Source organism: Microbacterium ginsengisoli (assembly GCF_000956535.1).
Lineage (GTDB): Bacteria > Actinomycetota > Actinomycetes > Actinomycetales > Microbacteriaceae > Microbacterium > Microbacterium ginsengisoli.
In genome coordinates, this window is record NZ_JYIY01000036.1 from 1 (window position 1) to 10,655 (window position 10,655).

General features: G+C 70.7%; 12 protein-coding genes, 1 tRNA gene and 1 pseudogene. 9 read left to right on the forward strand and 5 right to left on the reverse strand.

What is annotated here, in order from left to right; translation table 11 throughout:
- Positions 1-253, reverse strand: a pseudogene (locus RR49_RS00670) (transketolase); the annotation flags it as partial.
- Between the two features lie 116 nt (positions 254-369).
- Here RR49_RS00670 and RR49_RS00675 point away from each other — a divergent pair.
- From RR49_RS00675 to RR49_RS00705, 7 genes are all read left to right on the forward strand, one after another.
- A complete protein-coding gene (locus RR49_RS00675; protein ID WP_045245836.1) occupies positions 370-1,107 on the forward strand; it encodes a FadR/GntR family transcriptional regulator in 738 nt (245 codons plus the stop codon).
- A 266-nt stretch (positions 1,108-1,373) separates the two neighbouring features.
- Positions 1,374-2,660 (forward strand): MFS transporter, encoded by a 1,287-nt coding sequence (locus tag RR49_RS00680; RefSeq protein WP_211255121.1) that lies wholly within the window; start codon positions 1,374-1,376, stop codon positions 2,658-2,660.
- Positions 2,657-4,390, forward strand: coding sequence for a dihydroxyacetone kinase family protein (locus RR49_RS00685; RefSeq protein WP_045245838.1), 1,734 nt, complete (start codon positions 2,657-2,659; stop codon positions 4,388-4,390). Before RR49_RS00680 ends, RR49_RS00685 begins: the two co-directional genes overlap by 4 nt.
- Positions 4,383-4,853, forward strand: a complete 471-nt coding sequence (locus RR49_RS00690) for a ribose-5-phosphate isomerase (RefSeq protein WP_045245840.1) — start codon at positions 4,383-4,385, stop codon at positions 4,851-4,853. Before RR49_RS00685 ends, RR49_RS00690 begins: the two co-directional genes overlap by 8 nt.
- On the forward strand, positions 4,853-5,623 hold the full coding sequence (locus RR49_RS00695; RefSeq protein ID WP_045245842.1) for a triose-phosphate isomerase family protein: 771 nt from the start codon (positions 4,853-4,855) through the stop codon (positions 5,621-5,623). The genes RR49_RS00690 and RR49_RS00695 overlap by 1 nt, the downstream gene beginning before the upstream one ends.
- On the forward strand, positions 5,623-6,420 hold the full coding sequence (locus tag RR49_RS00700; RefSeq protein WP_048809488.1) for a sugar phosphate isomerase/epimerase family protein: 798 nt from the start codon (positions 5,623-5,625) through the stop codon (positions 6,418-6,420). Before RR49_RS00695 ends, RR49_RS00700 begins: the two co-directional genes overlap by 1 nt.
- On the forward strand, positions 6,417-7,283 hold the full coding sequence (locus tag RR49_RS00705; protein WP_045245845.1) for a phosphogluconate dehydrogenase C-terminal domain-containing protein: 867 nt from the start codon (positions 6,417-6,419) through the stop codon (positions 7,281-7,283). Before RR49_RS00700 ends, RR49_RS00705 begins: the two co-directional genes overlap by 4 nt.
- A gap of 94 nt (positions 7,284-7,377) precedes the next feature.
- On the opposite strand, the gene RR49_RS00710 is transcribed toward RR49_RS00705, so the two are convergent.
- Positions 7,378-7,779: an SRPBCC family protein gene (locus tag RR49_RS00710; protein WP_045245847.1), complete on the reverse strand. Its 402-nt coding sequence runs from the start codon at positions 7,777-7,779 to the stop codon at positions 7,378-7,380.
- A 98-nt stretch (positions 7,780-7,877) separates the two neighbouring features.
- On the opposite strand from RR49_RS00710, the gene RR49_RS00715 reads away from it, so the two are divergent.
- Entirely contained in the window at positions 7,878-8,378 is a 501-nt protein-coding gene (locus tag RR49_RS00715; RefSeq protein ID WP_045245849.1) for a hypothetical protein, read from the forward strand.
- 50 nt (positions 8,379-8,428) lie between these two features.
- On the opposite strand, the gene RR49_RS00720 is transcribed toward RR49_RS00715, so the two are convergent.
- A tRNA-Gly gene (locus RR49_RS00720) sits at positions 8,429-8,502 on the reverse strand.
- Positions 8,503-8,581: 79 nt separating this feature from the next.
- Between RR49_RS00720 and dcd the strand changes: the two genes are divergently transcribed.
- Complete coding sequence (dcd, locus tag RR49_RS00725; RefSeq protein ID WP_045245850.1) at positions 8,582-9,187, forward strand: dCTP deaminase; 606 nt, start codon at positions 8,582-8,584, stop codon at positions 9,185-9,187.
- Here the strand turns inward: dcd and RR49_RS00730 are convergent, their stop codons facing one another.
- Complete coding sequence (locus tag RR49_RS00730) at positions 9,188-9,781, reverse strand: flavin reductase family protein (protein WP_045245851.1); 594 nt, start codon at positions 9,779-9,781, stop codon at positions 9,188-9,190.
- 77 nt (positions 9,782-9,858) lie between these two features.
- Positions 9,859-10,392 (reverse strand): hypothetical protein, encoded by a 534-nt coding sequence (locus tag RR49_RS16035; protein WP_045245852.1) that lies wholly within the window; start codon positions 10,390-10,392, stop codon positions 9,859-9,861.
- Positions 10,393-10,655: the final 263 nt, after the last annotated feature.

Consider the following 10,655-nt stretch of genomic DNA (forward strand, 5'->3'; position numbering starts at 1 on the left):
CGCCCAGGAACAACTGCACATACTGCGTCAAAGACGAATGCCCCACCGACAGGATGAACCGGTCACGACCAATCCACGACGTGTCCGACGGGTCATGACGCAACACCCGCTGATACAGCAGATACGCCACCGGCGCCAGGCTCATCGCCGTCCCCGGATGACCGTTCCCGACCCTCTCCACCGCATCCGCCGCCAACACCCGCGCCGCATCCACCGCACGCTGATCCAACTCATCCCAGGCAAGAATGGCCACTTCGTCCTCCGCATCGTGACGGCACTGTCGTCGGATGTCCCGGGCGGACACCGCGAACATTATTGACAAACCGGTTGACCAATTTCAAGTCCGCCTCTCCCCGGTATCGTGTCTGCATGCCCGCCTACCCGTCCGATCGTGCCGAGGACATCGCCGCCTCGCTGGTCGCGCTGCCGACGGGAACCCCCGTGACCGAGGTCGCCCGGCGCCTCCTCGATCTGTTCACGGGCGGGCAGGTCGCCCCCGGCACCCGACTCCCTCCCGAGCGTCAGCTCGCCGCGACCCTCGGGGTCGGGCGGTCCGCGGTGCGTGAGGCGCTCGCGGCGCTCGAGATCCTCGGCATCGTCGACGTGCGTCCGGGGTCGGGAACGTACCTCCGCGGCGCGGCGAGCGAGCTGCTGCCGCAGACCCTCCGCTGGGGCCTGCTGATCAGCGAGCACAACACCGTCGAGCTGCTCGAGCTGCGTTCCGGGCTCGAGACGTACGTCGCCCGACTGGCGGCATCCCGGGCAGAGAACGCCGCAATCTCGCGGGTTCAGGGGCATCTCGACGAGATGCGCGCGGCCCGCGACGACTACGCCGCGTTCGCGGTGGCCGATCGAAAGTTCCACCAGGCGCTGGCCGAATCGGCCGACAACGCGACCCTCATCGACCTGCTGCACGTCGTGCGCTCGCTGCTGCACGTGTATGCGAATCGTGCCGTGCACGACGACGACAGCGTCGCGACCGCCATCGAGGAGCACGCGGCCGTTCTCGCCGCGGTCGCCCGTGGCGATGAGAACGGGGCTGCGGCGGCGATGGCCGACCACATGGCGACCGCCACGCATCGCCTCAAGGCCGAGATCACCCGATAGCGGCGAGATGCCCGCGATGCCTCTCCTCGCCGGCCGGAGGGGTCGCGTCGGCATGCCGTCGTCGCGGAGTGATCCGAGGCATCCGGAAATTCCGTCTTGCAATTGGTCAACCGGTTTGCCAAACTGTCCAACCGTGACAGCAGTCACAGATCAACGCTGATTTGCCAGGAGTCAATGTGGACACACGACCCACCACCGAGGCGAACCCGATCGCCCGGTCAGCCATCCGCAAGGTGGCAGTGCGCCTCGTACCGTTCGTCGCGCTGATGTTCTTCATCAACTACCTCGATCGCACCGCGATCGGGTTCGCCGCCCCCAACGGCATGAACACCGACCTGGCGCTCAGCGCCGCTCAGTTCGGTTTCGCCTCGGGCGTCTTCTTCATCGGATACATCATCCTCGAGGTGCCCTCGAACCTCGCCCTGCACCGCTTCGGAGCGCGCCGCTGGCTCGCCCGCATCATGGTCAGCTGGGGCATCGTGGCGCTCCTGTTCACGTGGGTGCAGAACTTCGAGCAGCTCGTCGCGCTGCGCTTCCTCCTCGGTGTCGCCGAGGCGGGCTTCTTCCCCGGAGCGATCCTCTTCCTGAGCATGTGGGTTCCGGCCGCCTACCGCAGCCGCATCCTGATGCTCTTCTACCTCGCCCAGCCGCTGACCACCGTCATCGGTGCGCCGCTCGCCGGTGCGCTCATCCAGCAGCACGGGGTCTTCTTCGGCCTCGAGGGCTGGCGCTTCATGTACTTCGGCGTCGCGATCCCCGCGATCGTCGTCGGTGTCATCGCCTGGTTCTACCTGAAGGACAAGCCCACCGACGCGAAGTGGCTGACCCGCGACGAGCAGTCGTGGCTGACGACGGCCCTTGACGCGGAGAAGGTCGAGACCGGCGCCGCCGCCAAGCACACCTCGGTGAAGTTCGCCTTCAAGTCGGGTCGCGTGTGGGTGCTCTCGCTCGTCTACTTCGGCTTCATCTACGGCCTGTACGCGCTGGCGTTCTTCCTGCCGACGATCATCAAGGGCTTCCAGGATGCCGCGGGCACGAAGTTCGACGTCTTCCAGACCGGGCTCATCACGGCGATCCCGTACGTGCCGGCCGCCATCGCGATGTACTTCTGGTCGCGCGACGCCTCGAAGCGCGGCGTGAAGACGTGGCACATCGCGATCCCCGCGGTCGTCGGCGCCGTCACCATCCCGCTCGCGCTCTACGCCGGCTCGCCCGCTGCGACGATCGCCGTCATCGCCCTCACGGCCATGTCGATCTTCGCCGCGCTGCCGAACTTCTGGACGCTGCCGACGCGCTTCCTCACGGGGGCCGCAGCCGCCGCCGGTGTCGCGCTCATCAACACGATCGGCAACATCGCGGGCTTCAGCGCGCCGTACATCACCGGTGCGGTGCACGACTGGACGGGCGGCTACCAGGTCCCGATGATCCTCGTCGGCGTCTTCATGCTGCTCTCGGCCGTGCTCGTCGTCTCGCTCGCCCGTCGTGACGCGAAGCTGCGCGCCACGGCAGCCGTCGCGCCGCAGACCGACGCCGTGGAGGAGAACGCGCGATGACCCGCCTCTGGAACACCCCTGCCGAGTTCGCCGACGAGATGGTCGACGGCTTCGTGGCCGCCCATCCCCGCTACGTGCGGAAGATCTCCGGTGGCGTCGTGCGCCGCGCCGTCTCCCCCGAGGGCCAGGTCGCTCTCGTCGTGGGCGGCGGCTCGGGCCACTACCCCGCCTTCGGAGGTCTCGTCGGACCCGGACTCGCGCACGGTGCGGCCATGGGCAACCTGTTCGCGTCACCTTCGACGCAGCAGGTGCTCTCGGTCGCCCGAGCCGCCGACAACGGCGGCGGGGTGTTCCTCTCATACGGCAACTACGCCGGCGATGTGCTCAACTTCGACGCCGCCCAGGAGCGGCTGCGTGCCGAAGGCATCGCCTGCGAGACCGTCACCGTCACCGACGATGTCGCGAGCGCCCCGCTCGCCGAGCGCCACAAGCGCCGCGGCATCGCCGGAGACCTCACGGTGTTCCGTGCCGCCGGTGCGGCCTCGGCGGCGGGCTACCCGCTCGCCGAGGTCGCCCGTGTGGCGCGGCTCGCTAACGACCGCACCCGCTCGTTCGGCGTCGCCTTCACCGGCTGCACGCTGCCGGGTGCCCCCGAGCCGCTGTTCACCGTCCCCGCGGGGAAGATGGCGGTCGGCCTCGGCATCCACGGCGAGCCGGGCATCGACGTGGTCGACATCCCGTCGGCCGACGAGCTCGCAGCCCTCCTCGTCGAGCGCCTGCTCGCCGAGGTGCCGGACGGCGCCGACGGGCGCGTCATCCCCATTCTCAACGGCCTCGGCTCGGTGAAGTACGAGGAGATGTTCGTGGTCTACGGGCGCATCTCGGCGCTGCTCGAGGCGGCCGGACTCACCGTCATCGACGCCCACGTGGGCGAATACTGCACGAGCTTCGACATGGCGGGGCTCTCGCTCACGCTGTATTGGCTCGACGACGAGCTCGCCGACCTGTGGGAGACGCCGGTCGACACGCCCGCCTACCGACGCGGCTCGGTCGGCGCGGTCGAGCTGTCGGATGCCCCGGACGAGGCGCCTGTCGCGGAGGTCGTGCTGACCCGCGGCGACGCCGAGTCCGTGGCCCTCGCCGAGACCGTCGTCGCGGTGCTCGAGACGATCGTCGCCACGATCGACGAGAACGTCGACGAGCTCGGCCGCATCGACGCGATCGCCGGAGACGGCGACCACGGCATCGGCATGCAGCGCGGCTCCCACGCCGCCCTCGCCGCGGGTCGTGCGGCAGCCCAGGCGGGCGCCGGCGCCGGAACGGTGCTCGCGCAGGCCGCCGACGGCTGGTCGGACAAGGCCGGCGGCACCTCGGGCGCGCTCTGGGGCGTCATCCTCACCGCGATCGCCGCGTCGCTCGGCGACACCGGACGTCCGGAGGCGGCCGCGGTCGCCGCGGGCGTCGCCGCCGGCGCGAAGGGCGTGACCGACTACGGCAAGGCCGAGATCGGCGACAAGACGCTCGTCGACGCGCTACTGCCGCTGACCGAGACCCTCACGGCGCGCATCGCCGCCGGAGACGACTTCCTCGACGCCTGGCAGGTGGCCGCGGCATCCGCCACCACCGCCGCCGAGGCGACCGCCGACCTGCTGCCGCGCATGGGCCGTGCCCGCACGCACGGCATGAACAGCGTCGGCACCCCCGACCCGGGCGCGATCTCGCTCGCGCTCATCGCGACCTCCGTCGGCGCACTCCTGGCCGACCGCATCGAAAGGAAAGCCCATGCCTGAGCCGCTGCGCATCGTCGTCGGATCCGACGACGCCGGATTCGACTACAAGGAGATCCTCAAGCGCGATCTCGAGAACAACGACGGCGTCGCGTCGGTGGTCGATGTGGGCGTGGACGCAGACGGGCACACCGCTTACCCGAAGGTCGCCGTGCAGGCCGCGGAGCTCGTCGCCCGCGGCGAGGCCGACCGTGCGCTGCTCATCTGCGGCACCGGTCTCGGTGTGGCGATCGCGGCGAACAAGGTCGCCGGCATCCGTGCCGTGACCGCGCACGACTCGTTCTCGGTCGAGCGCGGGGTGCTCTCGAACAACGCGCAGGTGCTCACGATGGGCCAGCGCGTCGTCGGCATCGAGCTCGCCCGCCGTCTCGTCAAGGAGTGGCTCACGTACCGCTTCGACGAGACCAGCGCGTCGGCCGAGAAGGTCGCCGTCATCGGACAGTACGAGACCACCGGCTCCTGCTGATGAGCACGGTCACGGTGGGGGTGAGCCTGAAGGCCTACTTCGGCAGGCAGCAGGCGCGCGACTGGTTCGCCGACGTCGCGGCGCGCGTGGCGCGTCACGACGCCGTGCAGGCCGGCGCGGTCGACGTGTTCGTCATCCCCACCTACCTGCAGATCGCCGACGCGCGGGCTGCGCTCGCGGGCACTCCCGTCGCGATCGGCGCGCAGGATGTATCCGCCTACGGCGTCGGCGCGTACACGGGGGAGATCACCGCGGCCGAGCTGGCCGACTCAGGCGTCTCGCTCGCCGAGATCGGCCACGCCGAACGCCGTCGGCTGTTCGGGGAGACCGACGACGTGGTGGCCGCGAAGGCCGCCGCCGCGCTCGCCCACGGCGTGACCCCGGTGCTGTGCATCGGGGAGACGATCGAGACGGATGCCGCCTCCGCCGCCCGCGCCACTGTCGCCCAGCTGCACACCGACCTCGCCGACGCCCCCGACGGACCGGTGATCGCCGCGTATGAGCCGGTGTGGGCGATCGGCGCCCCCGCGCCCGCCCCGGATGCGCACATCGTGACGGTGATCGCCGCGCTGCGCGAGGCGCTCGCGTCGCTCCCCGGCCGCGCCGGGTCGCGGGTGATCTACGGCGGGTCTGCCGGCCCCGGCCTCCTCGCCCGGCTCGGCGACGGCGTCGACGGACTGTTCCTCGGCCGTTTCGCGCACGACCCGGCCGCGTTCGAGGCCGTGCTCGACGAGGCATCCGCTCTCGCTACCGCCCGACGGGGTGCGTGATGTTCGGCCTCAGCACCTATGCGTTCTTCTGGCAGCTCTCCGACCGGGTGAGCCGCCCGATGACCCTCGAGGAGGCGTTCGTCGCCACCAAGGAGTCGGGCGTCGACCTGTTCCAGATCTGCGACTACGCGCCGCTGGACACCTGGGACGACGCGCGCGTCGCGGATGCCGCGGCATCCGCTCGCGACCTCGGACTCACCATCGAGCTCGGCACCAAGGGCGTCGACGCCGCGAGGCTGCGACGCTACCTGCACCTCGCCGACCTGTTCGGCGCGACGCTCGTGCGCAGCATGCTCTACTCGCCGACGACACGGCCCGACTCGACCGCCCAGGCGATCGCGTGGCTCGGGGAGACCCTTCCCGAGTACGAGTCCGCCGGAGTCACGCTCGCGCTCGAGACGTACGAGCAGGTCGCGACCCGCGACCTCGTCGCCGTCGTCGAGGGCGCCGAGAGCCCCGTGATCGGCGTCTGCCTCGACCCGGCGAACGTCGTCGCCCGCCTCGAGACCCCCGGCGACTGCATCGCGGTCGCCGCCCCGCACGTCGTGAACGTGCACGTGAAGGACTTCGCGTTCGCGCGCCAGGACGGCTGGGTGGGCTTCACCTACTCGGGCGCGCGCATGGGCGAGGGCCTGCACGACTACCCCGACCTGCTGCGCGCGGTACGTCCGCGGGAGCGCGGCATCAACGAGATCGTCGAACACTGGCTGCCCTGGCAGGGCGACGAGGAGTCGACGACCCGCACCGAGCGGGACTGGACCCGCACCACACTCGACTATCTGAGGAGCACACTATGAGCACCACTGCGACCGACACGTACAAGATCGCGGTCATCGGGGCCGGCGGGAAGATGGGCATGCGCGTGTCCAACAACCTCGTGAAGACCGACCACACCGTCTGGTACGTCGAGAACTCGCCCGCCGGTCAGCAGCGCACGCTCGACGCGGGCCGCACCCTCACCGACGCGGCCGAGGCCGTCGCCGACGCCGACATCGTCGTGTACGCCGTGCCCGATCTTGCCCTGCAGTCGGTGACCGCGCAGCTCGTGCCGCTGATGAAGGAGGGCTCGATCGCCCTCACCCTCGACCCGGCCGCCGCCTACGCGGGCCTGCTGACCGACCGCGCCGAGGTCATCCGCGCGGTCGCCCACCCCTGCCACCCGTCGATCTTCCTGCAGCGTCAGACCCCCGAGGAGTGGGCCGACACGTTCGGCGGCATCGCCGCCCCGCAGGACGCCATCGCCGCGATCGAGTCGGACGACCCGGCCAAGAAGGCGATCCTCGACGCGACCGTGCGCGCCATCTACGCGCCCGTCATCGACGTGCACTACGTGACGATCAAGCAGCTCGCCCAGCTCGAGCCGACCCTCGTCGAGACGATCGCCTGCATGATCGGGGCGCTGCTGAACGAGTCGCTGCACGAGGCCGTGCACACCATGGGTGTGCCGGAGGCGGCGGCCCGCAGCATCCTGTACGGCCACACCCAGGTGGCCCTCGCCAACGGCCTGCGCGGTGACAACCCGTTCAGTGACGCGTGCCTGATCGCGATGGACTACGGCCGCGAGTCGATCATCAAGGACGACTGGAAGAAGATCTTCCAGGACGACGAGCTCGACAAGAACCTGTCGCGCATGCTGCACCTCGACCACATCGAGCGCTGACCCCGAACGTCGCATCCCCCGGCCGCCTCGGCGTCGGGGGATGCGTCGTCTCCCGGCGCGGGAGAGAGTGGATGCCGCGGCCTCCGCGGCCGCGTCAGACGTCGCCCTCGAGCAGCTCGCGAAGGCGAGCGAGGTCGGCGGCCACGGCCGTCGCGTCGGCCTCGAACGCCTCGTCGCTCACGCCCGGGTACTGGAACAGGGTGAAGACGACCTCGGCGCCGTCGGCGTTGCGCAGCACCCGCAGCGAGTTCTGCACGATCGTGCCATCGGGGAAGACGACGTCGTGATCGAGGATGCCGAGCTCGACAGGGGCGGTGAAGACCACCTCGACCTCGCCCATGGGCGAGTCGGTGCGCCACCGGCCGCCGTGCTGACGCACCCCGCTGCTGAGGCCCGCCGCCCACCGCGGCAGATTCTCGTAGCTGCCCACGAACTCGGCGACGATCGCCGGGTCGCGATCGATGGTCTGGGAGATGTGACGCACGGGGAAGGTCATTCCTCGATCATGCCCGTACAGCCTGTGCACGAGCCGCCCTTGCGCGGTGCCGGGGAGAGCGGGTAGGTCGTTCGCCGCGGCGGCGATATCGTCGGCGCATGAGCGACCACGACGCATCCCGTGACGAACGCGCCCGCGCCCTCAAGGAGCGCATCTACGTCACCTTCGCGGCGCTCGCCGTCGTCGTCACGCTCGCGAGCCACGGCGAACACGACGCACTGAACGCGCTCGTGACACTGCTCGTCACCGTGCTCGGCACGATCTTCGCCGTGTTCACCGCCGACGTCATCTCCCACCTCGTCGTTCACGAGCGGCTGATGAGTGCGCGCGAGCTGCGCAGCGCCGCGGCCACCAGCTTCGGTGCCCTCGGCGCGGTGGCGCTTCCGGCGGTGCTTCTGCTCGTGGCCGCGCTCGGGGCATGGCCCACGTTCACCGCGCTGGTCGCGGCCGCCGCCGCTCTGCTGCTCGCCCTGGTCGTGATCGGGTACCTCGCGATCCGCAGGCTGCGCCTCGCCTGGTGGCAGCGGCTCGTCGCCCTGGGCGCGGAGGCCCTGCTCGGTGTGCTGACCGCTGGACTGCAGCTGCTCGCGCACGGGTGAGGGCACGGGAAAGGCCCCGCGGCACCGCTGATGCGGAGCGGCGAGGCCGGTGGAGGGGCTGACGGGAATCGAACCCGCGCTGTCTGCTTGGGAAGCAGAAGTTCTGCCATTGAACTACAGCCCCGAGGCGGCATGACCGCCGGGATGACGCCTGACGGCGCCTCGCCAGCATAGCAACCGCGCCCGGCGGCTACGCTGATCGCGTGCTGCTCTCCGATCGCGACATCCGGTCTGAACTCGACTCCGCCCGCATCGGCCTGGAGCCCTCGGATGCCTCGATGGTGCAGCCGTCGAGCGTCGACGTGCGCCTCGACCGCTACTTCCGGCTGTTCGACAACCACAAGTACCCGTTCATCGATCCGGCCGTCGATCAGCCCGAGCTGACCCGTCTCATCGAGGTCGCCCCCGATGAGCCGTTCATCCTGCACCCGGGCGAGTTCGCGCTGGGGTCGACGTTCGAGCGCGTCACGCTTCCCGACGACATCGCGGCCCGTCTCGAGGGCAAGTCGTCGCTCGGACGCCTGGGCCTGCTCACCCATTCGACCGCCGGCTTCATCGACCCCGGCTTCACCGGGCACGTGACCCTCGAGCTCTCGAACGTCGCGACGCTGCCCATCAAGCTGTGGCCGGGCATGAAGATCGGCCAGCTGTGCTTCTTCCGCCTGTCGTCGCCGGCCGAGAACCCCTACGGCTCCGGCGCGTACGGCAACCGCTACCAGGGGCAGCGCGGCCCGACCGCGTCGCGGTCGTTCCAGAACTTCCACCGCACCGACGTCAGCATCACCGACGCCGGGTCGCCCGGGGCCTGATCAGCGCACGGGGCCGTCGATGCGGGATGCCTCATCGAGTCGGTGCCACGTGCGGTTGTGGTACACCAGCGCGTCGCCGGGGTCGCCCGCGGCGACATCGCGGTTGATGCTCGCTTGCAGAGCGTGCGCGGCGATCACGGTGGAGCCGCCGGCATCCATCCGGTTGATGATGCGGCACCGCACCCACGCCCGCACTCCGTGGTAGACGGCTTCGCCCGTGGTGAGCTTCGACCAGGCGTCGGTGTCCGCGAAGCGGTCGACACCGCTGGTGGCGCCGAGGCGTGCGAGGTCGAGGTCGTGCACGTCGAGGAAGTGCACCACGACGGTGTCGGCGGCCATGATGGTCGGCGTCGCCGATGACGTGGCCGAGACCGAGAAGATCAGCAGGGGCGGGTCGGCGCTCACCGAGGCGACCGACGTCGCCGTCAGCGCGACGGGTCCGTCGCCCGCATCGGCGGTGATCACGGCGACCCCACCGGGGTGCCCGCGGAACAGTGCCTTGAAGTCGTCGGCGCCGAGCGACTCCGCGACGGCACGGCGCTGGTCGGCCGGTTCGAGCGGGGTCGTGGGCTGGGGGTCGGGCACAGCGGTCATGTCATCCACGGTAATGGCCGTGCGAGGGGGTCGGACGCGTCACCGACATGCGGCGCAACGTCCGACCCCGTCGCGGGTCAGTCACGGTCGGATGCCGCGTCCCGCGCGCCTTGCGCGTCGGGACGACGGTCGCCGCGCTCGCCGTGGCCATGGTGCCCCGCATGGGCGGCGCACTCGCCGCGGCCGAGGTCCTCGCCGAACCGGCGGTGTGCGCCGGGGCCGAACCCGCGGTGGCGGTTGCCGCCCGCGAACGGGCGGAAGCCGCGGCCGCGACCGAACGGCGGGAATCCGGCGCGGGGGCCGAAGCCGTGCGGGGCGTCCGAGTCGGCGCCGGGGCCGAACCCGGGGCCGAAGCGGTGGCCGCGCGGGCCGCCGTGGTGGCCGAACTCGCCGGGCCGCGGCATCCCGTAGGAGTCGTCCCAGCCGAGCTCGCGGGCGATCGCCTCGAGTGTGCGCGAGGTGGTGGCGAGGTCGTCGGCGCTGGCCGCCGCCTCGACGCGCTCGCGGAATTCGCGGGGCGAGTGCACCGCGCCGCTGCGCAGCAGGGCGCCGACGGCGCGCAGCCAGTAGCCGACGGGTGCGGGGGTCTGAGGAGTGGTCTCGTCAGTCATGGGGTGTCCTTTCGTGGTGCGTCCGGAGACGCCGATTACATGTCATTCGGCATGTATATGTCTTTGTACATGCTTCTGTGATGCATGTCAAGGTGCATGTATTCTCGGATCATGACCGCCGACGACCCCGCCACCGACCCCGTCGACGCCATCGCCGCCGCCCTCGGGCAGCTGCGCGGTCGGCGCGGACCCCGGCCTCCCTGGGTGACCGGGCACGACGGCCCCCACCCCCACGGCGGGCGCGGCCGGCACGGGTTCGGACC

What these genes read in the sequence shown, in the direction of transcription:
- RR49_RS00705 (WP_045245845.1), top strand. Translation starts at nt 6,417, where the DNA reads ATGAGCACCACTGCGACCGACACGTACAAGATCGCGGTCATCGGGGCC.
- RR49_RS00715 (WP_045245849.1), top strand. Translation starts at nt 7,878, where the DNA reads ATGAGCGACCACGACGCATCCCGTGACGAACGCGCCCGCGCCCTCAAG.
- RR49_RS00695 (WP_045245842.1), top strand. Translation starts at nt 4,853, where the DNA reads ATGAGCACGGTCACGGTGGGGGTGAGCCTGAAGGCCTACTTCGGCAGG.
- RR49_RS00675 (WP_045245836.1), top strand. Translation starts at nt 370, where the DNA reads ATGCCCGCCTACCCGTCCGATCGTGCCGAGGACATCGCCGCCTCGCTG.
- RR49_RS00700 (WP_048809488.1), top strand. Translation starts at nt 5,623, where the DNA reads ATGTTCGGCCTCAGCACCTATGCGTTCTTCTGGCAGCTCTCCGACCGG.
- RR49_RS00730 (WP_045245851.1), bottom strand. Translation starts at nt 9,781, where the DNA reads ATGACCGCTGTGCCCGACCCCCAGCCCACGACCCCGCTCGAACCGGCC.
- RR49_RS00685 (WP_045245838.1), top strand. Translation starts at nt 2,657, where the DNA reads ATGACCCGCCTCTGGAACACCCCTGCCGAGTTCGCCGACGAGATGGTC.
- RR49_RS00690 (WP_045245840.1), top strand. Translation starts at nt 4,383, where the DNA reads ATGCCTGAGCCGCTGCGCATCGTCGTCGGATCCGACGACGCCGGATTC.
- RR49_RS00680 (WP_211255121.1), top strand. Translation starts at nt 1,374, where the DNA reads ATGTTCTTCATCAACTACCTCGATCGCACCGCGATCGGGTTCGCCGCC.
- RR49_RS16035 (WP_045245852.1), bottom strand. Translation starts at nt 10,392, where the DNA reads ATGACTGACGAGACCACTCCTCAGACCCCCGCACCCGTCGGCTACTGG.
- RR49_RS00710 (WP_045245847.1), bottom strand. Translation starts at nt 7,779, where the DNA reads ATGACCTTCCCCGTGCGTCACATCTCCCAGACCATCGATCGCGACCCG.